We start from the raw sequence: 25,917 nt of genomic DNA, 5'->3' as shown, positions 1-25,917 counted from the left end.
AGAAAATCCGCATATTCAAGGCAACGCTTAATGAAAATCAAAACCCGTTTCGCTCCGAGTCCGACTGGCTATTTGCACGTCGGCGGTGCCCGTACCGCGCTCTACTCATGGCTGTTTGCCCGTCACCTGGGCGGCGAATTTGTTTTGCGTATTGAAGACACCGACCTGGAGCGTTCAACGCAGCAGGCGATTGATGCCATCATGGATGGAATGAACTGGCTGAGTCTGAACTGGGATGAAGGCCCGTATTACCAAACCAAACGCTTCGATCGCTATAACGCGGTAATTGATGAAATGCTGGAAGCGGGCACTGCCTATAAATGTTACTGCTCGAAAGAGCGTCTGGAAAACCTGCGTGAAACGCAAATGGCCAACGGCGAAAAACCGCGTTACGACGGTCATTGTCGCGATAGTCATCAACATCATGCTGCTGATGAACCTTGCGTCGTGCGCTTCCGTAACCCGCAAGAAGGGTCAGTTATTTTTGACGACCAGATTCGCGGGCCGATTGAATTTAGTAACCAGGAGCTGGATGATCTGATCATCCGCCGTACCGACGGTTCACCAACCTACAATTTCTGTGTGGTGGTGGATGACTGGGATATGGGCATCACCCACGTTATCCGTGGTGAAGATCATATCAACAACACGCCGCGCCAGATCAATATCTTGCAAGCGATTGGCGCACAGGTGCCGGTTTACGCGCATGTTTCAATGATCTTGGGCGATGATGGTAAAAAACTCTCCAAGCGCCACGGCGCGGTCGGGGTGATGCAATATCGCGATGATGGTTATTTGCCGGAAGCATTGCTCAACTATTTAGTCCGTCTCGGCTGGTCGCATGGCGATCAGGAAATTTTCAGCATTGAAGAGATGAAGCAGCTATTTACGCTGGATGCGGTAAGTAAATCCGCCAGCGCCTTCAATACCGAAAAATTGCAATGGCTGAACCATCACTACATTAATTCGCTGCCGCCTGAGTATGTTGCGACGCATTTGCAATGGCACATTGAGCAGGAAAATATCGACACGCGCACCGGCCCGGAATTGGCGCAATTGGTGAAATTGCTGGGTGAGCGTTGCAAAACGTTGAAAGAGATGGCTGCCTCTTGCCGTTATTTCTACGAAGACTTTACTGATTTTGATGCCGATGCGGCGAAAAAACACCTGCGTCCGGTCGCGCGTCAGCCACTGGAAACCGTGCGTGATAAGCTGGCCGCAGTGAGTGAATGGACAGCGGAAAATGTTCATCACGCCATTCAGTCCACCGCCGACGAGTTAGCGGTAGGGATGGGGAAAGTCGGTATGCCGCTGCGTGTTGCCGTGACCGGTGCCGGTCAGTCGCCAGGGCTGGATGTCACCGTGCAGGCGATAGGCAAGTCACGCTCTATTGCCCGGATTGAAAAAGCGCTGAACTATATTGCCGAGCGCGAAGCGCAAGCATAAAAATTACGTTGCGTAATGCGAAACCGGAAACAGATTACTGTTTCCGGTTTTTTTACCGCTAATTTTCGCTAATCCCTAAGCGTTGTAATAATCCTTGCACGCCTTCACGTAATAACAGCGCGGCTAGTTTATTTTGTTCCGCCAGAGACATTTGTTGGATCGAATTCACTAATAACGCCGAAAGCGTAGCCGGGTTTGCCATATAAGCCGCGCTAGGTTCGGCAGCATGCCGGGTGGATTTCAAAAACTCGGTCACGCGATCATCAATATGAATAATACGTGCTTTACCACCTTGAACACCGGGTTTTGGTGCCGTGGTCCAGTTCTCACGCTTAATCCATTTATTAATTGTTTGGCGACTATAACCGGTAAGTTGCGCCAGTTCTTCGGGTGTTAACCATTCCTTTTTCACGTTGCTATCCCTGTAACAGAAGAGTTAGGGGAGTATCTTACAATAAATTGTGACAGGAGAAACTAACTGGAATCGCCAATATAAATGGTTAATTTTGATTATCCGGCGTAGCTCGGGCTTTCACGCGCGATCGGCTATGTTTATTGCGGCATTTTTCAGACTCATTTTCGTTGTTGGCGGCTTTTTCAGCGATCAACCACAGAAACTGAATTTGCCGTTGACACTCTGTAGAGCGTTTCATATTATGCCGTCCGTCAACACGACACGGTTTTTCGGTTCGGGGCTATAGCTCAGCTGGGAGAGCGCTTGCATGGCATGCAAGAGGTCAGCGGTTCGATCCCGCTTAGCTCCACCAAATCTTCACCAGTAGGTTTGGTACTGAAAACTCGCTTCCTGTAGTGGGGGTATAGCTCAGCTGGGAGAGCGCTTGCATGGCATGCAAGAGGTCAGCGGTTCGATCCCGCTTATCTCCACCATCTTCTGTTTATTTCCCAATGATGTTTTTTCGCGCTTGCGGCCACTATCCATAGTGATAAAAAAGGCACGCAATAATCGCGTGCCTGGCGTTCTCTACACTGTGGTCCTATGCGCTACGCAAGCGGCGAAACTACCCTGAAACCATGCGTGCCATCGCGATCGAGTTGCGCGATTAAGCCAAACTCCCAATCCAAATAGGCTTGCATCGCTTCAGGCGAATTCTCGGTTCCTTCATAGGGACGGCGATAGCGATCAATGCGCGGTAACAGCAACTGCGTTTCTCCCTGTTCAAGCGGCAAGCTAGCGGCTTTCCATGCGGCGTTGCCTCCCTCCAACACCCAGACCGGTTTAGAGGTAAGCGCGGTGACATCCGCCCATGCAAAACGCGCCAGTGTGCTGCTACCGCAGGTCAGCACATAGCTTTCCGCCTCTGGCAGAGTGATGGTTGAATGCCCCGCTAAGGCTGAGCGTTGCAGCCACGCGGCGCCGGGAATATGGCCATTAACGTAGTTGGCGCTAGTGGTAAAATCCAGCACCTGTGTCTCTCCTTGCGCCAGCCTGGCGGCCACTGCGTCAGGTAAGAGGGTCGGCAAAGAGGGCAGCGGCGGTAAATGCGGGCGCCAGTCACCCTGTTGATTAAAATCGCTGGCGCGTAAATCATCCAGTACGCCGCTTTCCCAACCCATTTGCGCCAGCCACGAGGCGCTCATATTAGCCCGCACGCCATCATCATCAATAAGCACCACGCGCGCGCCCCGCACGCTAGCATAATGGTCGGTTTCTTGTACCAATTGACCACCTGGCACCGAGCGGCTATTGGGCAGATGCCCTTTGGCGAAGGCTTCCGCATCACGTACGTCAAACAGGTACAGCGTCCGATCAGGATCATGTTGCCACTGCGCGAGTTGGGCCAAATTAACCCGTTGTACGCCGCAGCGGTCGGCTACCGCGCGTGCGCGTTGTGCCGCCTGGCGCTGCACCGATGGGCTGGCATCGCCATATCGGCGCGTTTGTCCGGTTTCCAGTGTCAATCCGGCCAGTGTCCAGCCAATGGTGCCGTTGCGCAGCGCAAAGACTGGGTTACGCAGACCGGCATTGAGTAGTGATTGGGTACCGATGATACTGCGCGTGCGCCCGGCGCAGTTCACAATCACCGTGGTATCCGGGGAGGGCGCGAGGTCACCGACCCGTAGCACCAGTTCAGCGCCTGGCACACTGATGCTGCCGGGAATGTTCATGGTCTGATATTCGTCGAAACGGCGGCTATCCAGCACCACAACGTCATCATTGGTTTGCAACAGCGTATGGATTTCGTCGGCGGAGAGCGAGGGAGTATGGTTATGGCTTTCCACTAATTCACCAAAGGCTTTGCCGGGTGAGTTAACATCAATAAAGATTTCACCGCCAGCATCGCGCCAACCAGCAAGCCCACCGGCCAGTAATGCGACATCCGAGTAGCCGAGCGCTAACAGGCGGTCAGCCGCGATGCTTGCCAGTCCTTCCCCATCATCGTAGAGCGTCACCGGCACAGTACGCCGCGGCACGCGATCGAGAATTTCTATTTCCAGCTTTGACAAGGCGATGTTGGCGGCGAACAGCGGATGGCCGGTTGCGAATAGCGCTTCATCGCGCACATCGATCAGCGCGACCTCTTGTCCCGCGCGTAGTGCCTGTAAAATTGCGCCGCTGTGGCGCTCAGTAATAGAGGAGTTAGGCATGTGACAGATCCCAGATATTCGGTAATAAGCGGTTGTTGTAGCCGGAGATAAAGTGTTTTTCGCTGCCGTCTTGGTGATACACCGCGCGGCTTACCGCGCCGATGTTCGCGCCATAAACGTGAATGCTGATTGAAGTCCGATCGGGAAAGGCGTTACTAACGCGATGAATATCGCCTTCGTCGGGAGAGAGGCGTTCGACATCGCCGGGCGCTAACCTGACCGGCGCGCCAACCGCCTGCAGGCCATGGCTATCCCGCCGATATGATTGCGAGATTTCCGCGCCGCGCAACATGCCAATCAGTCCCCAAACGCGATGATCGTGGATTGGCGTTGATTGACCCGGCCCCCAGACAAAACTCACTACCGAAAACCGCTGGCGGGCATCGGCATACAGTAAATATTGCTGGTAGTGCTCTAAAGAGGGCCGGGCAAAGTCAGCATCCAGCCATTCATCGCTGGCGATCAGGTGTTTTAAGAGTAATGTTCCTTGCTGCAACAACACCGGTTGCTCCGGCGTAGCATCCAGTAAACGCGCGAAGTTGCCGACAAATTCCCGCAGCGGTTGATAACGAGATTGGCTCATTGCGTGCCTCCTATTGCCTGTTGGCTCACCTTATTCGCCTCTGCCGCCAGGCTGTAGTCAAAGGCCTGTTTAACATCCACCCGTTTGGGCAGCACATGATAGTTGAAAAAGAAATCTGCTGATTTTTGTAGCGTAGCGGCTAATTGCGGCGTAAAGCTGACAGGACGAATTTGCGCATCGTCAATCCAGCTACGAGTGATCGCCGGCGGCATTTTTAGCGCTTTACCTAAATCCTGTGCGAATTGGTCAGGGTGTTGCTGCGCCCAAATTTGCGCTTTCGCCAGACGAACCAGCAAATCGGCGATAGCCGCGCGTTTTTCTTTATCTTGTAATGCATCTTCACGCGCCAGCGCATAGGAATAGCCGGACATAATCCCTTTACCGCCGCCCTGCGGGACGCGCTCACTCCCATCAACCGCCACCGAGGTAGCGATATACGGCTCCCATGGCGCCCACGCATCGACAGCGCCGGAAGCCAATGCTGCGCGACCATCTACCGGCCCTAAAAAACGCAGCGTGACATCGCTTGGTTTTAACCCGGCGCGTTGAAGCAGGCCCAACACCAAATAGTGCCCCCAGCCGCCACGGTTGACCGCAATCTGCTTACCTTTTAAATCTTGTAGGCGATGGATATGTGCATCGGGGCGGGTTAGCAAGGCGATGCTATCGGGGTTGTTTTGCCATGCACCGACCGCTTTCACTGGTGCGCCAGCGGCATAGACAAATAAAAACGGCAGGTCGCCGGTAAACCCAATATCCAATGCGCCTGCGTTGAGCGCTTCCTGTACCGGCGCGCCGGAATCAAAGGAAGAGAGTTTCAGTTCGTAAGGGAGATTTTTTAGCTGACCGGAGGCCTCAAGCGAAACAAAACGGTCGCCTTTCACGTCGCCGAGGCGTAGGGTCACTTTTGCCGCTGCGCTGGCCGATGCCGCCATCAGGACTAGCGCTACTGCCGCGCGCCAGGTTTTTCTACTCATCAGGCACGCCTCGCAATGTGATCTTTTGCCGCGACTTTTTCACGCGTCAGGGGGAGAAGCGTTTTGCCATATTCAATCACATCGTTAAGCGGATCAAAGCCGCGAATCAACACGCTATCAATGCCGAGGTCGTAATAATCCAACAATGCATCGGAAACTTGATCGGGCGTGCCAACCAGTGCGGTAGAGTTATAGCCGCCGCTGACCAGCTTCGCGATACCAGTCCACAGATGTTTATCCAGCCGGTCGCCTTGGTTCGCCGCTTCCAGTAAGCGTTTCGCGCCAATACTTTGTGGTTTCGGCAAACCGAAGGTATAGCCACTCTCCAATAGTTGTTTGCGCGCGGTTTCCCGAATATATTCGGCGCGTTCCCAGGCCTCTTTTTCGGTGCTGCCCAGAATGGGGCGAAAGGAGATATTGAACTTGATGGCACGCCCTTGCTTTGCCGCTGCGGCACGCACCGCGTTGACGGTTTCTGCCGCGCCAGCCAGCGGTTCTCCCCACAGCGCGAACACATCGGCATGCCGGGAAGCCACTTCAATCGCCTCCGGCGAAGAGCCGCCAAAATAGATGGGGAGATGCGCCTGTTGCGGTTTAATCGCGGAAAAAGCCTGCTCGGCCTGGTAAAATGTACCTTGATGATCGTAAGGCGAGTTGGATTCCAGGCTCTGCTTTAATACCTGCAAAAATTCATCGGTGCGGGCATAACGCTGGGTTTTATCAAGAAAATCACCATCACGCCGTTGCTCGCTATCGCTACCGCCGCTAATGATGTGTACCGCCAGGCGACCATCGGTCAGGTTATCCAGCGAGGCGAGCTTACGCGCCGCCAGCGTTGGCGAAACAAATCCCGGACGATGGGCGAGCAGGAACTTTATCCGGCTGGTGTTCGCCGCCGCATGTGCGGTGACCAGGAAACCGTCCGGTTGATCGGACCAATAGCCTACCAGCACGCGGTCAAAACCGGCTTGTTCATGGGCGCGGGCAAAATCGGCGATGTACTGTTTATCAAACAGCGTACCGCTGGCGGGGATAATTTCCGACGCCAGGCGATGGCCGATCATGCCAAGAAACTGAATACTCATTGGGCTTCTCCGTGGATGTGGCCAGCCGGGCTGGCAGAGAGAAAACCCTATTACCGAATAAAAGCAGTGTGAAATGAGAAAACAGGGATAGCTAAGTTAAAAAGTAGCTAATAAAAAAGGCCGGGAACGCCCGGCCTTTGCATCTAAATCCACGGATTAGGCTAATACTACGCCTGCGATAGAGGCGGACAGAATGCTAACCAGCGTTGAACCGTACAGCAGTTTGAGACCAAAGCGTGAAACCACATTACCTTGCTCTTCATGCAGGCCTTTGATCGCCCCGGCAACAATCCCGATAGAGGAGAAGTTGGCGAAAGAGACCAGGAACACCGACAGGATACCCTCACTGCGCGGAGAAAGCTGGCTGGCGATTTTTTGCAAATCCATCATGGCGACAAACTCATTGGAAACCAGTTTAGTGGCCATAATACTGCCGACTTGCAGCGCTTCGTGCGCTGGCACGCCCATCACCCACGCAAACGGATAGAACACATAACCTAACACGCCCTGGAAGCTGATGCCGAAGATAGTATCAAACACGGCGTTAATCGCTGAGATCAGCGCGATGAAACCGATCAGCATCGCTGCCACGATGATGGCAACTTTAAAACCGGCCAGAATATATTCGCCCAGCATTTCGAAGAAGCTTTGTCCCTTATGCAGATCGTTTAACTGCAAGTCTTCTTCTTTATCAACGCTATACGGGTTGATCAGCGATAAAACGATAAAGGTACTAAACATGTTGAGCACCAGTGCGGCGACCACATATTTAGGCTGCAGCATCGTCATGTAAGCCCCGACGATCGACATTGATACCGTCGACATAGCGGTTGCCGCCATGGTATACATGCGGCGTTGCGACATTTTGCCCAGAATGTCCTTATAGGCGATAAAGTTTTCTGATTGTCCCAAAATCAGTGAGCTTACCGCGTTGAAGGATTCCAGCTTGCCCATACCGTTGATTTTTGACAGTACGGTACCAATTGCGCGGATAACCACCGGTAAAATGCGGAAGTGCTGCAAAATACCGATCAGCGCGGAGATGAAGACGATAGGGCAGAGTACGTTCAGGAAGAAGAACGCTAAACCCTTATCATTCATCCCGCCAAACACAAAGTCGGTTCCTTTCGCTGCATATTTCAGCAGGTGATCGAACAGACCGGCGAAACCTTTTACAAACCCGAGGCCGATTTCCGAGTTCAGGAAGAACCAGGCAAGTAGCAACTCGATCACCAGTAGCTGTATGACGAAGCGGGCGCGGATACTTTTGCGATCGTGGCTGACCAACAGAGCCAACAGCGTGACCACTACCAACGCCAGAATAAATTGCAAAATGCGGGACATGTATGCTCCAAATTTGAGGCAGGTTATATTTCGTTGCGTATTCTATGTAACGGCAGGCGTAAAAACGAGATCAAGGCCACAATATAATAATTACCTATCCCGACAGGTGTCAGAAAAGCCTGACGGATCACATCTACACCGGGGGTTAAAAACCCGTCACCGCCCGCTGAACGCCAAACCTGTCACCTAACGTTAAAGGGATTGCTCATTTTTTAGCACCAGGTTATTGTGATCCTAATTTATAGCCTTTGCTATACTTTATAGCGATGGCTATCAGAGCGATAAAGATAACCGAATATCACTCGCCGGAGTGTCCCTTTATCGTATAGGGGTGTTCAAGCGTCCACGCAGGGTTACCACTATGTTAGAAAGTCGCACCGCGGAACGAGCTGCACGCGGAGCCCGTAAAGTTAAATTTGCCTTGCTGGGTCCCGCATTTATTGCGGCTATCGGGTATATCGATCCCGGCAACTTTGCCACCAATATCCAGGCCGGAGCTTCGTATGGCTATAAGCTGCTGTGGGTGGTGGTGTGGGCTAACGTCATGGCGATGTTGATTCAATTGATGTCGGCAAAGCTAGGGATTGCAACGGGCAAAAACCTTGCGGAACACATTCGCGATCGCTTCCCGCGCCCGGCGGTATGGTTTTATTGGGTACAGGCGGAAATTATCGCGATGGCGACCGACTTGGCTGAGTTTATCGGCGCGGCGATCGGCTTTAAATTACTGCTTGGCGTGTCATTACTGCAGGGCGCGGTGCTCACCGGAGTGGCGACCTTCCTGATTCTGATGCTACAACAACGCGGTCAAAAGCCGCTGGAATTAGTGATTAGCGGCCTGCTGCTGTTTGTTGCGGCGGCCTATATTGTTGAGCTGTTTTTCTCCCAGCCGAACGTAGCTGGTTTGGTTAAGGGTATGGTATTGCCAACGTTACCCACCTCAGATGCGGTTTTCCTTGCCGCCGGGGTGCTGGGCGCCACCATTATGCCGCACGTTATCTATCTCCATTCGTCGTTAACGCAACAGGAAGGACGCGGTACGCGGGCGGAGCGTTACTCTTCAACCAAACTGGATGTGGCGATTGCGATGACCATCGCTGGGTTTGTAAACCTGGCGATGATGGCGACTGCCGCCGCGGCTTTCCATTTTAGCGGTCATACCGGTATTACCGACCTGGATCAGGCGTATTTAACCCTGAAGCCGCTGCTGGGTCATGCTGCCGCTACGGTATTTGGTCTCAGCCTGGTGGCGGCCGGTTTATCCTCGACCGTAGTTGCTACGCTCGCGGGGCAGGTGGTTATGCAAGGTTTTATCCACTTCCATATTCCACTATGGTTACGGCGTACGGTGACGATGTTGCCTTCTTTTATTGTCATCATGCTCGGTTGGGACCCAACGCGTATTCTGGTGATGAGCCAGGTCATGCTCAGCTTTGGTATCGCGCTGGCGCTGGTTCCGCTGCTGGTTTTTACCGGCAAACAGGAATTGATGGGGGACATGGTCAACAACCGGTTGATGCAAAACACTGGATGGTTAATTGTGGTGCTGGTGGTGGCGTTAAATATCTGGTTACTGATCGGAGAAGTGTTTCACTAATGTGCGTTGGGGCGGAAGAATCCGCCCCGGTTTTGCTTAATGGTGGTGATGATCGTCATGATGATGGTTATCATGATGCCATTGCCGTTCGCGCTGGTGTTGGTGCCATGCGCGTTCGCGTTCCCACTGACGATGGCGTTCCCACTCCTGATGTCGACGCCACTCTTCGTGACGCCACCAGCGGCCATCATTCCATTGATAACGATCGTTCCACCAACGGTGATCACGCCAGTGTCCGCCGTCCCAATAGTAACCTCGGTTATCGCGGTCGCCTAAATGCAGCGTAACGCCGGGAGCCAGATCGATAGTTGCGCTATTGGCCTGTGCTGTGTGAATAGCCAAAGGCGATAAGGTTGCCAGCAAAGCGGCAAAAAGTACGGCACGTTTCATAATTATCTCCTTTTCAGCGACCGGACTGCGTCACTGTGACCCCAGCATAAAGCGAAACGCGGCCATCGACTTTGCGTTGTGTTCTGAAAATGTTTTATCACAGGGGATTTGAGACTATTCTTGCTGGCGCAACCCGCCCCGGTTAGGGCGGGAGGAGAGATTAGCGCAAGATCTCATCAATGCGCGTTAACTCATCATCACTAAAGTGACGCTGGCTCAACATTCCCACCGCATCATCAATTTGGCTGGTTTTACTGGCACCGATCAACACGCTAGTAACCCGGTCTCCGCGTAACACCCAGGCTAACGCCATTTGCGACAGTTTCTGTCCTCGAGCTTCGGCCAACGCATTCAGTTGACGTACCTTCTCCATTTTTTCTTCGGTCAACTGGTTCGCCTTAAGAAACTGGCTGCCGCTGGCGGCGCGTGAATCTTGCGGGATACCTTGCAAATAACGATCGGTCAATACGCCGCCCGCCAATGGTGAAAAAGCAATGCTTCCTACGCCTTCTCGTTCCAGTACTGTCAGTAACCCGTTTTCCGGCGTACGTTCGAACATCGAATATTTCGGTTGATGAATCAGACAGGGCGTGCCGAGATCACGCAGGATTGCCAACGCTTTTTCGGCTAACTCCGCCGGATAGTTAGACAGCGCGGCATACAGCGCTTTCCCCTGGCGTACGACATGGTCAAGCGCACGCATGGTCTCTTCCAGCGGTGTTTCCGGATCGGGACGGTGATGATAGAAAATATCCACATACTCTAACCCCATACGCTTTAGGCTCTGATCAAGGCTGGCGATCAGGTATTTGCGCGAGCCCCAATCGCCATACGGGCCTTCCCACATGGTGTAACCCGCTTTGGTGGAGATAATCAGCTCATCGCGCCAGGCATGGAAATCTTCACGCAGGATACGACCAAAGTTCTCTTCGGCGGAACCGGGCGGCGGGCCATAGTTATTCGCGAGATCGAAATGAGTAATACCACGGTCAAAGGCATGCCGTAGTAGCTGGCGGCTGTTATCCACCAACGTGGTATCGCCAAAGTTGTGCCATAAACCCAGTGAAATTGCCGGAAGCTTCAGGCCGCTACGACCTGAGCGCCGATATTCCATCTGTTGGTAACGTTCTGCTGCGGGGCGATAATGCATCTCTTGATCCTGTCACTCGTGGTTTAAAAACCCATGAGCATAGCAGTGTATGCGTTTACACAAGGATAAATCGCGTGGCGGATCGCAACTTGCAGATAATTCTGTAACCGTAACGATCTGTTGCCAGCGCGACAGGGGCACGCGGGTGGGAAAAGGTCGCCGTTTGAGAAGGATCTTCGATACTGAAAATACCTTTCCAGAAGGAGTCTGCTATGAAAGTGGCCACCGTTGGTGATTATTTGCTGTATCGACTGCATGAAATCGGTATCGATCATCTGTTTGGCGTACCGGGTGACTATAATCTGCAATTTCTCGATCACGTCATTGCGCATCCACAACTGGCATGGGTTGGCTGTGCTAACGAACTCAATGCCGCCTATGCGGCAGATGGCTATGCGCGCTGTAAATCTGCCGCCGCCTTATTAACCACCTTTGGCGTAGGAGAGTTGAGCGCGATTAATGGCGTGGCCGGTAGCTATGCCGAATACCTGCCGGTGATCCACATTGTTGGCGCGCCTTCGCTAAAAATGCAGCAGAACGGCGATCTGGTTCATCATTCGTTGGGAGATGGCGATTTTGAACATTTTTTGCGTATGCAGCGAGAAGTGACCGTGGCCCAGGCGGCGCTAACCGTGGAAAATGCCTGTGCTGAGATTGACCGCGTTATCCTGACCGTGCTGCATGAACGTCGTCCCGGCTATCTATTACTGCCAACCGATGTGTGTGAAGCGCCCGCGCGTACGCCCACCACGCCGTTAAAACCGGGAGGGGCAGAGTTTGACGCGCAGGCGCTAGCCGCGTTTAGCGATGCGGCAGAAGAGTGGCTGGCGCGGGCGAAATCGGTTTCACTGTTAGCGGATTTTTTGGTCGATCGTTTTGACCTCAGCGCGGTACTGGCACGCTGGCTTGATGAAACACCACTACCCCACGCTTCATTATTGATGGGTAAAGGTGTGGTTAATGAACAACGGCCAGGATTTGTTGGCACCTATGCCGGTGAAGGCAGTGCGGAAAGCACCCGGCAGGGAATTGAACAAGCGGATGTCATTATCTGCGTCGGCGTTCGCTTTACCGATACGATTACCGCCGGTTTTACGCAACAAATCCCAACGGCAAAACGTATTGATATTCAACCGTTTGATTGCCGCATCGGTGAGCGACACTTCGCGCGTGTACCGATGCAACAAGCTATTGAAACGCTGCGCCAACTCTGTCGCCGCTATGCCTCTGGCTGGGAGAAACATTGCGATACGCCGCCGCCATTACTGGCGGATGCGCAGAGCGGGTTAAACCAAAATGCTTTTTGGCAGGCGATGCAGGATTTTCTCCAGCCGGGGGATTTGCTTCTCGCCGACCAGGGAACCGCCGCTTTTGGCGCGGCAGCGTTACGTCTGGCGGAAAACAGCACGCTAATTGTACAACCGTTGTGGGGCTCAATTGGGTACACTTTACCTGCTGCGTTTGGTGCGCAAACCGCACACCCCACGCGGCGCGTTATTTTATTGATTGGCGATGGTTCGGCCCAACTCACCGCACAGGAGTTGGGGTCGATGATGCGCGATGGTCTGCATCCACTCATCTTCTTGCTGAATAATGAGGGGTATACGGTGGAGCGCGCCATCCATGGCGCCACGCAGCGCTATAATGATATTGCGGCCTGGAACTGGACACAGTTACCGCAAGCGATGAGTGTTGAGTGTCCGGTACAGAGCTGGCGTGTGGAAGAGAGCGTTCAATTAATTGAGGTGATGACGCTTATCGCGCCGGGCGAACGTATGTCGCTGGTGGAAGTGATGCTACCGCAGCAAGATATCCCACCGTTGTTGCAAAAAGTATCGGCCTCCCTCCATCAACGCAACGGATCTTGAACATTTCGGACGATGCCGCTGTGCGCCGGGCCTGAGCGGCGTTATGGTAGGGAGATGTTTTTGCTTACACGCTCACCTTTATTTTCGGTGGGCGTTGTTGTTTTACCAGGGGAAATTTATAGTGTTCCTCATTAAATTGACGTAATCGGAGCAGCAGAATAATGACAACCTATGCTTTGGTAGGAGATGTGGGTGGAACCAACGCACGCCTCGCGCTGTGTGAGATCGAAACCGGCACGCTCTCCCAGGCCAAAACCTTTTCGACCGCGGAATACGAAAGTCTGGAAGCGGTTATCCGTCACTATCTTGATGAACAACAGCAATCTATTACCGATGGCTGCATTGCCATTGCTTGCCCGATCACGGACGACTGGGTTGAGATGACCAACCATGACTGGGCCTTTTCTACCCAGGCATTAAAAACCAATCTCGGTTTTGAACATCTGGAAATTATTAATGATTTTACCGCCGTATCAATGGCGATTCCGATGCTGTCCGCTGATGATGTAATTCAGTTTGGCGGCGGCGCTGCGGTAAAAGATAAGCCAATTGCGGTATACGGTGCGGGTACGGGTCTGGGCGTTGCGCATTTGGTTCACGTTGATAAGCGTTGGGTGAGCCTTCCGGGTGAAGGCGGTCACGTTGATTTCGCGCCGAACAGTGAAGAAGAGGGCATTATCCTTGACGTTTTGCGTGACGAACTGGGGCATGTTTCCGCGGAACGTGTGCTATCCGGCGCCGGGCTGGTTAACCTCTATCGCGCCATTGTGAAATCCGACCAGCGAGTACCAGAAAAGCTGAAGCCAAAAGATGTCACCGAGCGGGCGTTATCCGAAGGGGATACCGATTGCCGCCGTGCTTTGGCGCTGTTCTGCGTGATTATGGGGCGCTTTGGCGGTAACCTGGCGCTGAATTTGGGCACTTTCGGCGGGGTCTATATTGCGGGTGGTATTGTGCCGCGTTTTCTCGACTTCTTTAAAGCCTCTGGCTTCCGGGCCGCGTTTGAAGATAAAGGGCGTTTTAAAGAGTACGTGATGGCGATACCGGTCTATATGATCACCCACGATCAGCCGGGGTTACTGGGCGCAGGCGCCCATCTGCGCCAAACATTAGGCCGGGTATTGTAAAGCTGGCCACGCGCCGGGCGACGTGTGCTGCGCCGCCCGGTGAACTATAACCGCATCAACTGGCGGAACGCTTTCACCCGGCTACGGCTGACCGGCACCTGAAACTCTAAATCCCGCAGTTTTAAAATATAGGTGTTATTGAACCACGGCTCGATCTCGCGAATTTTACTCAGGTTAACGCAATACGAACGGTGGCAACGGAAAAAACCGGTTTCCGGCAGGCGTTGACAAAACTCGGTCAAATTCATCGACATCACATACTCTTCGCGGCGGGTATACACGAAGGTCAGCTTTTCGTGCGCTTCCGCGTAATAAATATCGTTAATCTCGGTGACGATGATGCGCTCATCCTTCACCAAATTAATGGTTTGCGAGGCGGGACGAAATGCCGGTTCCGAGGCCGCCGGTTGTTGCCGCTGGTGCCAGGCCGCTTCCAGTTTGTTGAGCATAGTGATAATCCGCGCCTCATGATAAGGCTTAAGGATGTAATCAAAGGCTTCCAGTTCGAAGGCTTCAACGGCATGTTCTTTCCACGCGGTGATAAACACAATCAGCGGCTTATGGGCAAACTTACTGATATTTTGCGCCAGCAACATGCCATCCAGTGAAGGAATATTAATATCCAGAAAGATGACGTCGACCTGATGGTGTTGCAGATATTTCAGCACATCTAAACCGTCATCGAAACTGGCTTCAATTGTGATGGCGCTATGCTGATTAATCAGCCAACTTAGCTCCTGCTGAGCTAAAAATTCATCTTCTACAATAATTGCTTTCACGCCAACACCTCCGGATTTGTATTGGGTTTCATACCGTTAATGGGCGGTTTTTCTCCGGCAGCCGCTGGCCGTTTTTGCTGACGTAAAAAGCAATTTCGGTACCCGGATTCAGCCGGCTGATTTGCAAGCCCTCGCCATACAGTAATTGCACGCGATGATGAACATTTAACAAGCCAATTTTATTGCCCGGCATTTCATTATTCGCTACGCGCGCCATCACTTGCTGGCTGATACCGTTGCCGGTATCGCGTACCGAGATACGCACGCGGTCACTGCAATCTTGTATCGTCAGCACCACCACGCCTTTGCCGCGACACGGCTGAATACCATGCACGATAGCGTTTTCTACCAGCGGCTGGATTAACAAACTCGGGATGGTACAGGCGACCTCTTCGTCAATATCATAAATCATGGTGAGCTTATCGCCGAAACGCGCCTGTTCAATGGCGATATAGTCCTTTATTTGGTAAAGCTCTTTTTTGATATCGATAAACGCATCGTCATTGAGTTCCAGGTTGTAGCGTAGGTAGCGCGACAAATTAATGATTAACTGCCGGGCGGTATCGGGGTTTAGCCGGGTTAATGAGGAGATGGCGTTCAGGGCGTTAAACAGAAAATGGGGGTTAATTTTGCTTTGCAGCGCCCGTAGTTCCGCTTTATTCGCCATTTCACGGAGTTGCTCGGCGCGTGAGACCTCTAACTGGGTTGAGATAATTTGCGAGAGGCCAACCGCCATCTCTTTCAGCGAACCGGTGATGCGATGCGCGTGGCGATAATAAATTTTCAGCGTGCCGGTGACTTCCCCTTTCTCCCACAGCGGGATCACAATCATCGAGTGAATATCCGGCGTTCGCCAGGCCTCATCATTATTTTTGATGATGATTTTGCCATAATTAATTGCCTGGGAGGTGGTGGGGCTCAGGCCATCATCGCCATCATGATAATTTTGTTCGCCATACCCGACATAGGCCAAGATCTGGCTTTTATTGGTAATTGCAACCGCATCGGCATGAATGTCGCTGCGGATAATATCGCACACTTGACGCAGTGAATCGCTATTCACCTGGCGAAATAGCGGCAGCGTTTTATTGGCAATATCCAGCGCCAGTTTTGCCTGCCGGGCGGCGACCGCCTCTTTTTCACCTTCAACGCTTTGCACCAATAATACGATCAGCCCGATACTGGTGGCGCCAAAAATCATCGGAATAGCAATTTCCGAAACAATCGCTACGCCTAATGCTGCGGGCTTTGCCCAAAGCAAAATCAATAGCATGGTCAATGCTTCGCACAACATGCCGCCTAAGATCCCAACGCGCCAGCGCTGCTCTTTCGGAACTTTCAGGTTAATCCAGCCGGAAACGCCGCCTGCGATGATGCTGGTAATCAGGCAGGGAACTGAGGTCACGCCGTGAATATCGATCAGAAAACGGTGGATACCGGCAATAACCCCGGTGATGATGCCTACCCATGGGCCAAACAAGATACCGCCGGACATAATGGCAATGGTACGGACATTAAGCAGAGAGCCATCAACATTAATGCCGGACCAGGTGCTGAACAGTGCAAATAGCGAGAAGATGGCGGTTACCGCCGCGAGCTCCTGGCGTGAATGCTCCTCATTTTGTAAAAGTTGACGAAAATGACGAGTACGCGTCAGAAAAAACAAACAAATTAGCATTAGCGCCGCGCGGTCAAACACCGCCAACAGCATATCGAAGATGGATTGCACGGCATCCCCCGGCTCAGACTGAAGAGACTATGATAAGTAATGTCGCCAGTGACTGCCATGTTGCGATACATCCTCAGGCTGTTCGGCCGGAATTACGGAAAACCCTGGACATAAAAGGGGCTATCACTTATCTCTCCTTATTAAGGGAAAAACGTCTTCCGGTGGCTAATTTATCGGGTGTACGGGGATGAAAGGGCAGACCAGGAAGCGTAAAGGTAACGTTAATGTTGGTTTTGTGGTTTAAAAGATGAATAGAGGAAACGCTCACTGATAATGTGAGTTCCGCTTTTGTGAGGATAACGTGCAACTGATAACGCAAAGATTGCAATTAACCACGCTTCAGCCGGAGGACTGGCAGTTGTTTCGGCAAGTGCATACCGATAAGCAGAGCATGAGTTGGATCTCGGCAATCCCATCTGAAGAGGGCATTCGCCAGCGTTTTGCCGATCGGCTGGCGCCTTGGCAAATTACCAGCTATCACATGTTGTGCTTGGTGGTTAGCCTGAAAGACAGCGGGGAAAAACTAGGGCTGATGGGCGCCAATGCCGAGTGGTTACCGCACCGACAGGTGGAAGTCGGGTACTCTTTTCTTAATCAGCATTGCGGGCAGGGCTATGGCAGCGAAGCGCTAGGCGTGCTGTGTGACTTTTTATTGGTGCAGTGTGAGTTTCACAAATTAAAAGCGTCGGTGGTGGAAGGTAATTACGCCTCACGGCGCGTTTTGGAGAAAAACGGTTTTATGCTGGAAGGCACGCTACGGGATAATTATCTGCTACGTGGGCAGTGGGTGAACGATTGGGTGTTTGGTCGTCTGAATCCGGATCATTAAAAAAATTTCATTCTGCCAGGTGACAGGCTTGTTAACGTTGCGTTATGTTGATGGTTCGACCTCCAGACGAGGTCAGCGTCGCTCGGACGGTCCGGGCGCTTACGTACATCAGAGGATACTATGGCTGACAACAGCACACCGCGTCGTTTTTCTCGTATTGAACGTCTCCCTCCCTATGTTTTCAATATTACTGCCGAGCTGAAAATGGCGGCGCGCCGCCGTGGCGAGGACATTATTGATTTCAGTATGGGCAACCCCGATGGCCCAACGCCGCCACATATCGTCGAAAAACTGTGTCAGGTCGCACAGCGTGAAGACACGCACGGTTATTCGACATCGCGCGGTATTCCCCGCTTGCGCCGGGCAATTTCTCACTGGTATGCGGAGCGCTATCAGGTCGATATCGATCCGGAGTCTGAAGCGATTGTGACCATCGGCTCGAAAGAGGGGCTGGCGCATTTGATGCTGGCAACGCTTGACCATGGTGATACGGTATTGGTGCCAAATCCAAGTTATCCGATTCATATTTACGGCGCAGTAATCGCTGGCGCGCAGGTTCGTTCGGTACCATTGGTCGCTGGCGTTGATTTCTTCGCCGAACTGGAGCGTGCGATCCGCGAAAGTTATCCTAAACCGAAGATGATGATTTTAGGGTTCCCGTCAAACCCCACCGCGCAGTGCGTTGAGTTGGATTTTTTTGAGCGGGTTATCGCGTTAGCGAAGCAGTACAACGTGTTGGTGGTGCATGATTTGGCCTATGCTGACATCGTATATGATGGCTGGAAAGCGCCGTCGATTATGCAGGTTCCCGGTGCGCGTGATGTGGCAGTCGAGTTTTTTACCCTATCGAAAAGCTACAATATGGCAGGCTGGCGCATTGGTTTTATGGTCGGTAACAAAGCGTTAGTCGCTGCGTTGGCGCGCATCAAAAGTTACCATGACTACGGTACTTTCACGCCGTTGCAGGTGGCAGCCATTGCCGCGTTGGAAGGCCCACAGCAATGTGTGCGGGATATTGCCGAACAGTATAAACGTCGACGTGATGTTTTGGTTAAAGGCTTGCATGAAGCGGGGTGGATGGTCGAATCGCCAAAAGCGTCGATGTATGTCTGGGCAAAAATTCCTGACCACTATGCGGCGATGGGGTCGCTGGAGTTCGCCAAGCACATGTTACAAGAAGCGAAGGTATGCGTTTCGCCAGGCATTGGCTTTGGGGATTACGGCGATACGCACGTACGCTTTGCGTTGATCGAAAATAGCGATCGTATTCGTCAGGCGGTGCGCGGAATTAAAGCGATGTTTCGGGCTGACGGCATTCTACCGGGGGCAATAAAAACGGTGGTGGAGCAAGGCTAACGCATGACGGGCGACGCAGAGCGTCGCCCCACTCGGTTGGGTTACAGCATCAATACAAAGGTGCCGACCCAGATCAACAGGAAGAATGAAATTCCCATCAACGCGTATTTCACCAAACAACTCCTCTGAGCGGTTACGACCATGGCGATCCCGGGCCAGTGCAACACGAACAGAATTGAGAGAAAGATGCACTTTCATCTCAGGTCGTTCTGAGTAACTCAGAACAGGATCGGCACTTAATCTACGCCGAATCAGGCGCAAAATAAATAGCCGCGATAATCATGATATGAGGGGAGTAGCGCGCGCGCCGCACAGGGATTTTTAACGGTAACGTTGCGTGAGCTTATCCTGCAACGCTATTATCAGGACCTCCTGAATAGCCGAAAGTCATGTTGTGAATAGCCAAACAGTACTCCCTTCTTTCCTGGCAGCGCTGATACTGCTGCTGCTGGCCGTGGTGTTAGTTAAAAAATATCGGTTTAACCGCCTGCTGGCGCTACTGTTGGTTGTCTTACCGGTCATCTTAGGTAACCTTTATTACCTGCGTATGGTGCTGCCGCAGCAGCGTGAGCAAGCGTTACTGAATCAGGCTCGGGCGCGGTTAGCCTCCGAACCACCTTGGCGCACCATCAAACAGCAGGAACCCGCCCTGTATAAACAGTTAGATGACGAGTTGATGGCGGAAGTCCGCGACGGCGTACCGATTAGTGCGGCAATGGGGCATTTACGCGGTATGTTGGTTAACCTGTTAAATCAGCGTATTGGTCGCGCTGGCGACCAGAGTATTGACGACTATATCCGCCTCTCGGTGGAAGAAATGGCGACGCTGCGGGCGAAAGATCCACAACTGTGTTTTAAATTTCTGTTTCCTCAAGTGAGCGGTGGCGTGAATATGAGCGAAGTGCTGCCGGTTGCGCTGCAACAGCGGGACTTACGCCAGATGGATGCCTTATTGCGCGATAGTGCCGGGGCTGAACATACGGTCGACCTGCCGGCGGCGCGGCAGAGTTTACAGGGCATTGTCCGCACGTTATATGCGAAATGGGGAAATGATTTGCAGTGGTTAAACGCGCCAGCGGATGCGATGCCTGACCGCGCTAAAATGTGTGATATGACCATTGATCTTTATCGCGCTATCTTGGCACTTCCGACCAAACAATCCGCTAACGTTTTGCGTATGATGCTTGGCGCTAACGCGGGTTAACCGCCAAAAAAAGCCCGCTCGTCGCGGGCATCCAAATGAAGCAATACTCTTTTTTATGGTTGTAACTTCAGGTCTGGTTCAGAGCTTGCGCTCTGGGCGCATTCTCGCATTTCGTCGGCGCGGCTGATAAGCGTTTAACTGAATCAAACCAATCGGTAAAACAATGCATTGCGAGGTGATGTTTTGCGTCAATGTCCGATTGTGGTCGGCGGTCTGTCTGTTATGATGCCGCCTCAGAGTGAGGTATTTAGATGAAAACTCAGGTAATATTCGCGGTTGCGACATTTTTACTGGCTGGCTGCACATCGGATAAGCCTGGCGCTTTTGAACGTGTGGATGAGGATCCGGCCTCCAATACGGTGCAGTACCGTTTCAATCCTAAAACGGTGGATAAAACCGCGCTGGAGATAGACCTTGCGCATTATTGTAGCGCGCGTGGGTTTGATCGGGTTGAGCCGTTACCGGCGCAAGATAGCCACCTGCCGGGGTTGAAGAAGGCCTGGTATCAATGTAACTACGCGCTGAAAGGTTAAAAAAGAAAGGGCGGGAAAATATCCCGCCCAATTTTTACTACCTGATTATTTTTATATTGCTGTGTGCAGGCTTTGCCCGCGGTAAAAATACATTATTTAGTTCTCCCGATTATTTATTCTTACCATCTATGATGATGGTAACCATAACCGTGATGATAGCCATTGTAGTGATAATGGCTGCCGCGATCGTGTGCAATAATACAACCGCTTAGCATTGAAACAACCATAAATACTGACGCGACTTTTATTATAGTTTTCATAATACGGCTCCTTTAATGCCTTGATGGAGTCGACTTTACGCGTCAATCATGGAGGAAGGATGCCGCCTATGTAGAGTTATTTATAGTGATATTTCTAAATGTTTCCACGCATCGAATAAGGCGTGTTTCGGCTGGCGGAGATAAATGAATTCATCAAATTACCGTCAATACTACCTGGAATTTTCCTAAATTCAACTCAAATAAAATAAATATCGGTTTCATTTTTGGCGCTACAGTTAACGGTGTCTCCAGTGATGAAAAAAGGAAGAATCATGACGTATCAGGTTGAGAGGGTTTTAGCGATTGAGACGGAGTTGGGCGAGTGCCCGTTATGGTCGGTAACGGAGCAGGTACTGTGGTTCGTCGACATTTTAGCGCCGGCGGTGCATCGTTTCTCGCCGCGCACCGGGGAACACCGCGTTTTCCCCCAGGTAGAAGAGATTGGATGCATTGGACTACGGCGTGACGGGGGGCTGGTCGCCGCGCTGCGTAGCGGGGTTTGGTTTCTTGATGCCGAAGGTAAAGCTGTGCGAAAAGTGGCCGATAATCCGGGCGACGCCAGCCGTAGCCGTTTTAATGATGGACGCGTCGATCCCTTTGGCCGTTTTTATTGCGGTAGCTTGTGGGAACCACAGGATAGAAATGGCGGCATACTTTGCCAACTCAATTCGGACCTGGGTCTGCGGGTGATTGCGGACGATATCAAAATTTCGAATGGCTTAGCATTTTCTCCGGATCGACGCTGGATGTATCACAGTGATACTCCCAACGCGGTGTTGTACCGTTATCCACTTGATCCCGTGAGTGGCGATCCCGGCCCGCGTGAGGTGTTCCGTCGTTTCGATGACGCGCGCGGTGGTTTACCGGATGGGGCGGCGGTTGATGAAGAGGGGTTTTACTGGTCGGCGATGTTTGATGGCGGGCGAGTGGTACGCATTGACCCCGAAAGCGGCGATATTGTGGATGAAATCCTTCTGCCGGTGCGCTGGCCAACCATGGTGGCCTTTGGTGGTGCAGACCTCAAAACCCTCTATATCACCAGTTCCCGTGAAAACCGTACCGCGGAGGAACTGCTCCATTATCCGCAGTCTGGCAGTGTCTTCGCGGTAAAAATGGCGGTTGGCGGGCTGGCGGAACCGTTCTTCAGGGAGGCATGAGCGCAGCGTAGTACCGCATCCCGGCCTGCCACCGGGATGCGGTAATGCAGGCTTAACTGTGTTGATAAACTTGTTTCAATTCCATCCCTTTATTCGGCAGGCGAATCGCCAACGACATCACTAAAGAAATGACCAACAGCGTCATAATCAAGCTAAAGGTGATGGTAAAACCGCCGAACAGCGAGGCAATCAGCGAGCCCAATACGCTGCCGATACCGAAGCCCAAATACAGCACGCCATAATTTTTTGTCAGATTATTCAAGCCAAAGAAATCGCTAACCAGTGATGGATAAACCGTGATAGTGCCGCCAAAACTAAAGGCGACGCAGGCAACCGAGATGAAGAACGTGGTTTCATTCATGGTGGTGAACAGCAGGATACTCATCCCGGCCAGCGAAATGATCTGCGCCAGGCTAATGACCCGAATGCGCGCAATTTTGTCCGATAATACACCGAGAACCAGACGCCCACTCAGGTTGGCGATAGCGATAATGGTGACGGCGTTGGCGGCAGTTTGCGCGCTCAGGTGTACCAGACCTTCTCCGATGTCTTTCGCCACCCCAATCACATACAAGCCACTCATACAGGCGGTCAGAAACATCAATGACAACATCCAGTACTGCGGCAAACGCATTGATTCCGCAAGGGTGTAATCGCGGATGGTGGTCGCCGTAGCACTATTCTGGGTTTGCTGCTTCGGCGCGTCTTTCATCATTAAAGCGCCACAGATAATCATCACCATTGCCATCACACCCCAGATAATAAAGGTGGTTCCGAGGCTATGGATGCTGAGTAAATAGCTACAGATAAATTTAAAGCCGAGGCTACCCAAGCCATAAGCGCCGATCGCGCAGGCAGAGATCACGCCTTTACGCTCCGGGAACCATTTTACGCAGTTGGATAGCGTCATCAGGTAACCGGCACCGTCGGCAAGACCGACCAATACACCGGCGCTCAGATAGAGCATAAATAGATTCGAGGCTTGCGCTGTTAGACTCAACCCAATTGCCATTAACAAACCGGCGCCGATGGCGACATAGCGAACGCCAAAACGTTCCTGAAGTTTACCGGCAAGAGAAGAGGCGACCGCTAACCCTAAACTCAATAAGCCAAAGGTGAAGGCGACCTGGCTGATAGGAGAGTCCAGCTTTTGCGATAACTGGCCATTAAACAGGCTCCAGGTATAGACCGAACCAAGAGCGAATTGGGTAATGATGGTGCCGATAAGGGTTAGCCAACGTGTGCGATTCAGGCTTTGTGGTGCAATGGTATTGCTCATTTTCTCTCTCCCGCATGGGAATCTCTGAAATTGCGCACAGAATAAAGCCTGATGCCGTTCAGGCGGCGGGTTCCGGCATGAATGGCGCTAAAAATGGAATGAAATGCATTGAGGGTGGCATGAATGGCATTGCGGTTGGTCGGGAGAGTATGCCTGGGATGGTAAAACTGTTTGATTAAATTGGAAAAAAGATAACCTAATGTGAATTAAATGCAAGCTTCAGGCTACGCGAATGTAGCCTGAAACAAACGACCGGCTATTGAAATTAATGTTTACGCGCATGAGGTTCCAGTAACTCCTTTACCACCGCCGTGCGTGCCTCCGGCGTGAGGTAAATCAGGCCGAGTAATTTCTGCGGGTAGCGTTCGCTCCTCCAGAGTTGATGGAGTTGTTGTACAAAGGGCCGTGGATGCAACATGGTTTTTTCCTCCTGCAATGAACGCTTTTAGAGTAGCGCGACAAATACGGAACAAATAGTGATAGTATTTTTTATAGTGTTCCGGGTTTGTTGAGCAAGCAGGCTGCGCCAGGCAATAAGGGTGAAGATACGCACCAGCGCGTTATCCTGAGCGTGGCGCCTTATCCTGGCGAGTACGGCGGAAGATGTTGAAACCAGGCACTCTTCCCGGCGGGCGAAACATCACCGCATTACCGAGTAAAATCATCGCTAAGCCGATAACCGCATTGCTATGCCAACGGTAGCCTTCAAACAGCGTTGACATGGCTAACGCGACTAACGGGAACAGTAATGTGCTGTAAGCCGCCGGTCCGGCGCCAATGCGGCCAACCAGGGTGAAATAGGCGCCAAAGGCGATCACCGAACCAAAAATAGCCAAATAGACCAACGCGCCTAAATAGCGCGTGGTTAATTCAGGCGCAAAATTATCGCCGCGTCCCAGGCTGATTATTGCCATGATCAGCGCGCCGTAAAACATGGCATAGGTATTGGTTGACAGTGTTTCTAATCCACGTCGCTGATGGCGAGTGCTGATCATGTTGCCCAGTGAGAAGCCAAACGTTCCCAGGGCGCTGAGACCAATGCCGTAAAGGAGCGAGGGCGCCAATTGGGTAGCCAAGAGATCGTGCCAGAACAATGCGATGACGCCGCCAATACCGAGTAGAGCGGCGGGTAACAAGTTAGGATGGGGACGCTGGCGGAAAAAAAGCAGGCTATTAAACGCATTAAATAATACCGCCATAGAGAAAATGACCGATTCCAGCCCGCTACTAATGAAACTTGCCGCCTGGTAGAAACAGACAAAGTTGAAACTGAATACACAGCAGCCTTGTAGCAGGCAAAACAGATGATCGCGCAGGCTAATTTGCCGCAGGCGCCGGGTTAGCGTTAACAGTGCGAGCATCGCCAGCGCCGCTAATAAAAAGCGCCAAAATATGGAGACCGTGATGGCGACAGTGCCCTGTTGCATCACGATCGCAATCCAGGTCGTTCCCCAAATCATCACCACCAAGCCATACAATAATACGTTCATGCGCGTTTCCTGTCGCTTTTCACAAGGCGCTTAGTCTCGCCGCGCTGGCAGTTTTTTGCTGTCAGCATCCTGCCGGGACTTGCAAAAACTTGCGCTTTTTTATTGACGTTAAGGGCTCCCCATCTGGTCAGACAGGCCTGAGCCGCTTACACTATCGCTTCATTTTTCAGCCAATCGAACACCATGAATAAGCCTTATCACGCCTTCGAAAACCTCCGCCAGCACCGCGCACGCTTACGTAATAGTGTGCAATTAGGCTCGGGTATTCAGTTGGCGGCATGGTCGAACGATTTTGATTGCGTCACTCAGCGTAGCGATCACCATACGCTGAGCCTGTATGTCGAGGCGGGTTACCACACCTGGCATAAAACGCCGGCTGGCTGGAAAAATGGCGGTGCGCCTGACCGTTTTTGTCTGATGCCGGAGCAGAGCGAATCGACCTGGGATGTGCGTGACGAATTCTCTTTTGTTCATCTGTATTGTACGGATGCTCACCTGCGGCAGGTTGCGGAACAGATTTGGGATCGTAGCCCGGCAAGCCTGACACTACAGGAAAAAGTCTTTGCTGATGACGCACATATCACACAGCTTTATCGTCACTTTCTACTGAATTGTGACTGGCGGCAAAATGCCAATCATTTGACGTTGAGTAGCGCCTCGACTTTGTTAATGTCCCACTTGGTGCAGCATTACAGTAATGTGTTATGGAAATTACCTACGCTACGCGGTGGGCTGGCACCTGTTGTGCTGCGGCGGGTAACGACCTTTATTGAAGAGAATTTAAACGCCCCATTAACGCTGGCCGATCTCGCCGCGCAGGCTGAACTCAGCGAATTTCACTTTGCGCGCATGTTTAGGCAATCAACTAAACTGGCGCCTCATCAATATGTAATGCAGCGGCGTATGGCAAAAGCGGAACAGTTAGTACGGCACAGCGCTTTGCCTCTGACAGAGATAGCCTTGATCTGTGGCTTTAGTTCATCCAGCCATTTCAGTAATCGTTTTAAAAGCGTGTTGGGTTATTCCCCTTCGGCGCTACGTCGCGGTAATTAATTTCATTAGGATAACCACATAAATTATTTTCTCATCATGCACGAAGTGTGATGCAGTAATTCACATTCAGGAAG

The 25,917-nt window shown here is 52.0% G+C and carries 25 protein-coding genes and 2 tRNA genes; 12 read left to right on the top strand and 15 right to left on the bottom strand.

Going from position 1 to position 25,917, the window contains the following annotated elements:
- The first annotated feature begins 30 nt into the window (after positions 1-30).
- Entirely contained in the window at positions 31-1,446 is a 1,416-nt protein-coding gene (gene gltX, locus PMPD1_RS16095) for a glutamate--tRNA ligase (RefSeq protein ID WP_173635000.1), read from the top strand.
- A gap of 58 nt (positions 1,447-1,504) precedes the next feature.
- On the opposite strand, the gene PMPD1_RS16090 is transcribed toward gltX, so the two are convergent.
- Positions 1,505-1,858 carry a YfeC-like transcriptional regulator gene (locus tag PMPD1_RS16090; RefSeq protein WP_173634999.1) on the bottom strand — a complete coding sequence of 118 codons (354 nt, stop codon included), beginning with the start codon at positions 1,856-1,858 and terminating at the stop codon, positions 1,505-1,507.
- Between the two features lie 279 nt (positions 1,859-2,137).
- Here PMPD1_RS16090 and PMPD1_RS16085 point away from each other — a divergent pair.
- Positions 2,138-2,213, top strand: a tRNA-Ala gene (locus PMPD1_RS16085).
- 45 nt (positions 2,214-2,258) lie between these two features.
- A tRNA-Ala gene (locus PMPD1_RS16080) sits at positions 2,259-2,334 on the top strand.
- 114 nt (positions 2,335-2,448) lie between these two features.
- Here PMPD1_RS16080 and PMPD1_RS16075 read toward each other — a convergent pair.
- The 5 genes from PMPD1_RS16075 to PMPD1_RS16055 all read right to left on the bottom strand — a co-directional run bounded on the left by PMPD1_RS16075 (position 2,449) and on the right by PMPD1_RS16055 (position 8,042).
- On the bottom strand, positions 2,449-4,053 hold the full coding sequence (locus PMPD1_RS16075) for a rhodanese homology domain-containing protein (protein ID WP_173634998.1): 1,605 nt from the start codon (positions 4,051-4,053) through the stop codon (positions 2,449-2,451).
- Positions 4,046-4,636 carry a cysteine dioxygenase family protein gene (locus tag PMPD1_RS16070; RefSeq protein ID WP_173634997.1) on the bottom strand — a complete coding sequence of 197 codons (591 nt, stop codon included), beginning with the start codon at positions 4,634-4,636 and terminating at the stop codon, positions 4,046-4,048. The genes PMPD1_RS16075 and PMPD1_RS16070 overlap by 8 nt, the downstream gene beginning before the upstream one ends.
- Positions 4,633-5,613 carry an ABC transporter substrate-binding protein gene (locus PMPD1_RS16065; RefSeq protein WP_173634996.1) on the bottom strand — a complete coding sequence of 327 codons (981 nt, stop codon included), beginning with the start codon at positions 5,611-5,613 and terminating at the stop codon, positions 4,633-4,635. Before PMPD1_RS16065 ends, PMPD1_RS16070 begins: the two co-directional genes overlap by 4 nt.
- A complete protein-coding gene (locus PMPD1_RS16060; RefSeq protein WP_173634995.1) occupies positions 5,613-6,698 on the bottom strand; it encodes an LLM class flavin-dependent oxidoreductase in 1,086 nt (361 codons plus the stop codon). The genes PMPD1_RS16065 and PMPD1_RS16060 overlap by 1 nt, the downstream gene beginning before the upstream one ends.
- A 156-nt stretch (positions 6,699-6,854) precedes the next feature.
- Positions 6,855-8,042 carry a NupC/NupG family nucleoside CNT transporter gene (locus tag PMPD1_RS16055; RefSeq protein WP_173634994.1) on the bottom strand — a complete coding sequence of 396 codons (1,188 nt, stop codon included), beginning with the start codon at positions 8,040-8,042 and terminating at the stop codon, positions 6,855-6,857.
- A gap of 361 nt (positions 8,043-8,403) precedes the next feature.
- Here PMPD1_RS16055 and PMPD1_RS16050 point away from each other — a divergent pair, with 361 nt between their 5' ends.
- Positions 8,404-9,639 carry an Nramp family divalent metal transporter gene (locus PMPD1_RS16050; protein WP_173634993.1) on the top strand — a complete coding sequence of 412 codons (1,236 nt, stop codon included), beginning with the start codon at positions 8,404-8,406 and terminating at the stop codon, positions 9,637-9,639.
- A gap of 36 nt (positions 9,640-9,675) precedes the next feature.
- Here the strand turns inward: PMPD1_RS16050 and PMPD1_RS16045 are convergent, their stop codons facing one another.
- Positions 9,676-10,029: a DUF2502 domain-containing protein gene (locus tag PMPD1_RS16045; protein ID WP_173634992.1), complete on the bottom strand. Its 354-nt coding sequence runs from the start codon at positions 10,027-10,029 to the stop codon at positions 9,676-9,678.
- Between the two features lie 160 nt (positions 10,030-10,189).
- The gene (gene mgrA, locus PMPD1_RS16040; protein WP_173634991.1) at positions 10,190-11,179 is read right to left on the bottom strand and encodes an L-glyceraldehyde 3-phosphate reductase; all 990 of its coding nucleotides are present in this window, start codon (positions 11,177-11,179) and stop codon (positions 10,190-10,192) included.
- 212 nt (positions 11,180-11,391) lie between these two features.
- Between mgrA and PMPD1_RS16035 the strand changes: the two genes are divergently transcribed.
- Together PMPD1_RS16035 and glk are read left to right on the top strand one after the other, a co-directional pair.
- Positions 11,392-13,047: an alpha-keto acid decarboxylase family protein gene (locus PMPD1_RS16035; RefSeq protein ID WP_173634990.1), complete on the top strand. Its 1,656-nt coding sequence runs from the start codon at positions 11,392-11,394 to the stop codon at positions 13,045-13,047.
- A 161-nt stretch (positions 13,048-13,208) separates the two neighbouring features.
- Entirely contained in the window at positions 13,209-14,174 is a 966-nt protein-coding gene (gene glk, locus PMPD1_RS16030) for a glucokinase (protein WP_173634989.1), read from the top strand.
- Between the two features lie 44 nt (positions 14,175-14,218).
- Here glk and PMPD1_RS16025 read toward each other — a convergent pair whose 3' ends face one another.
- Both PMPD1_RS16025 and PMPD1_RS16020 read right to left on the bottom strand, forming a co-directional pair.
- Positions 14,219-14,953, bottom strand: coding sequence for a LytR/AlgR family response regulator transcription factor (locus tag PMPD1_RS16025; protein WP_173634988.1), 735 nt, complete (start codon positions 14,951-14,953; stop codon positions 14,219-14,221).
- Between the two features lie 28 nt (positions 14,954-14,981).
- Entirely contained in the window at positions 14,982-16,664 is a 1,683-nt protein-coding gene (locus PMPD1_RS16020; RefSeq protein ID WP_354292920.1) for a LytS/YhcK type 5TM receptor domain-containing protein, read from the bottom strand.
- Positions 16,665-16,983: 319 nt separating this feature from the next.
- Here PMPD1_RS16020 and PMPD1_RS16015 point away from each other — a divergent pair, with 319 nt between their 5' ends.
- A complete protein-coding gene (locus PMPD1_RS16015; RefSeq protein WP_173634986.1) occupies positions 16,984-17,511 on the top strand; it encodes a GNAT family N-acetyltransferase in 528 nt (175 codons plus the stop codon).
- A 120-nt stretch (positions 17,512-17,631) separates the two neighbouring features.
- Entirely contained in the window at positions 17,632-18,867 is a 1,236-nt protein-coding gene (gene alaC / locus PMPD1_RS16010) for an alanine transaminase (protein ID WP_173634985.1), read from the top strand.
- Between the two features lie 41 nt (positions 18,868-18,908).
- On the opposite strand, the gene ypdK is transcribed toward alaC, so the two are convergent.
- A complete protein-coding gene (gene ypdK / locus PMPD1_RS16005; protein WP_128178783.1) occupies positions 18,909-18,980 on the bottom strand; it encodes a membrane protein YpdK in 72 nt (23 codons plus the stop codon).
- 281 nt (positions 18,981-19,261) lie between these two features.
- Here ypdK and PMPD1_RS16000 point away from each other — a divergent pair, with 281 nt between their 5' ends.
- Together PMPD1_RS16000 and PMPD1_RS15995 are read left to right on the top strand one after the other, a co-directional pair.
- Positions 19,262-20,071, top strand: coding sequence for a hypothetical protein (locus PMPD1_RS16000; protein WP_173634984.1), 810 nt, complete (start codon positions 19,262-19,264; stop codon positions 20,069-20,071).
- Positions 20,072-20,322: 251 nt separating this feature from the next.
- Entirely contained in the window at positions 20,323-20,604 is a 282-nt protein-coding gene (locus PMPD1_RS15995; RefSeq protein ID WP_173634983.1) for a putative periplasmic lipoprotein, read from the top strand.
- Between the two features lie 119 nt (positions 20,605-20,723).
- On the opposite strand, the gene PMPD1_RS15990 is transcribed toward PMPD1_RS15995, so the two are convergent.
- The gene (locus tag PMPD1_RS15990) at positions 20,724-20,864 is read right to left on the bottom strand and encodes a hypothetical protein (RefSeq protein WP_173634982.1); all 141 of its coding nucleotides are present in this window, start codon (positions 20,862-20,864) and stop codon (positions 20,724-20,726) included.
- Between the two features lie 272 nt (positions 20,865-21,136).
- On the opposite strand from PMPD1_RS15990, the gene PMPD1_RS15985 reads away from it, so the two are divergent.
- Positions 21,137-22,021, top strand: coding sequence for an SMP-30/gluconolactonase/LRE family protein (locus tag PMPD1_RS15985; RefSeq protein ID WP_173634981.1), 885 nt, complete (start codon positions 21,137-21,139; stop codon positions 22,019-22,021).
- Between the two features lie 52 nt (positions 22,022-22,073).
- Here PMPD1_RS15985 and PMPD1_RS15980 read toward each other — a convergent pair whose 3' ends face one another.
- From PMPD1_RS15980 to PMPD1_RS15970, 3 genes are all read right to left on the bottom strand, one after another.
- Entirely contained in the window at positions 22,074-23,300 is a 1,227-nt protein-coding gene (locus PMPD1_RS15980; RefSeq protein WP_173634980.1) for an L-lactate MFS transporter, read from the bottom strand.
- Between the two features lie 265 nt (positions 23,301-23,565).
- Positions 23,566-23,718 carry a hypothetical protein gene (locus PMPD1_RS15975; protein WP_173634979.1) on the bottom strand — a complete coding sequence of 51 codons (153 nt, stop codon included), beginning with the start codon at positions 23,716-23,718 and terminating at the stop codon, positions 23,566-23,568.
- A gap of 142 nt (positions 23,719-23,860) precedes the next feature.
- Positions 23,861-24,790, bottom strand: coding sequence for a DMT family transporter (locus PMPD1_RS15970; RefSeq protein ID WP_173634978.1), 930 nt, complete (start codon positions 24,788-24,790; stop codon positions 23,861-23,863).
- 183 nt (positions 24,791-24,973) lie between these two features.
- Between PMPD1_RS15970 and PMPD1_RS15965 the strand changes: the two genes are divergently transcribed.
- Positions 24,974-25,843 carry a helix-turn-helix domain-containing protein gene (locus PMPD1_RS15965; RefSeq protein ID WP_173634977.1) on the top strand — a complete coding sequence of 290 codons (870 nt, stop codon included), beginning with the start codon at positions 24,974-24,976 and terminating at the stop codon, positions 25,841-25,843.
- Positions 25,844-25,917 lie beyond the last annotated feature (74 nt).

Source organism: Paramixta manurensis (genome assembly GCF_013285385.1).
Classification (GTDB): domain Bacteria; phylum Pseudomonadota; class Gammaproteobacteria; order Enterobacterales; family Enterobacteriaceae; genus Paramixta; species Paramixta manurensis.
The sequence above is the reverse complement of the archived record's forward strand: the minus strand, read 5'-3'. Positions and strand labels throughout refer to the sequence as shown.